General features: G+C 54.4%; 1 protein-coding gene. It reads right to left on the reverse strand.

Going from position 1 to position 619, the window contains the following annotated elements; genetic code table 11:
* Positions 1-527, reverse strand: a 527-nt coding sequence (gene mobV, locus BWI93_RS03200; protein ID WP_176454115.1) for a MobV family relaxase, incomplete at its 3' end; no start/stop codon positions are given.
* Positions 528-619: the final 92 nt, after the last annotated feature.

The following is a 619-nucleotide window of genomic DNA, read 5'->3' on the forward strand; positions in this document are numbered from 1 at the left end:
AAACTGTCCTGTAGCTGTGCTAGGCGGCTTCTGTCGCCTCCGATCACATCGCGGGCGGATAGCTTATTTCCCTTCTTGCCTTGGGTAATCGGGACGATAACTGCATGAATGTGGGGAGTCTGCTCGTCCTTGTGAACCGTGAAGTTGACCAGGTTGACTTTACCGAAGTTCTCCTCAAGCCATTCTTTAGACCGGGCTTCGAAGTTCTTCCATAGCTCCACGTTACCCCGTAAACCGACTTTACCCGAGGCATCTACGGTTTTCTGATAGTTAAACGCCTCCGGGCTGGCCGTGAGTAGGAACTCCACGCCATAGACCCCGTTCGCGCGGACTTTATCAATACCGGCTTGCTGGAGCCGGGTATTGATGTCGGCCCACAAGTCGCCGCTACCAACCGGGCGGCTGTTATATCCCTGAAGCTGCTGGTCTGCATTGGGTACCTCCATCTTCCGCTCGAGGTGGTTATTGAGGCCGCCGATACTGCCGGCACTCGACAGCTTAGCCGTACGCATGATCGCAAAAGCCATAGGCAAAAATGGTTGAGTGGAAAGGGGTGCAGGTTCTCCTGCCGAACGAACATTTTTGGGGATTGATCGGAGCGTAAGCGGAGATCAATCCC

Source organism: Siphonobacter sp. BAB-5385, assembly GCF_002261125.1.
Taxonomy (GTDB): Bacteria; Bacteroidota; Bacteroidia; order Cytophagales; family Spirosomataceae; genus Siphonobacter.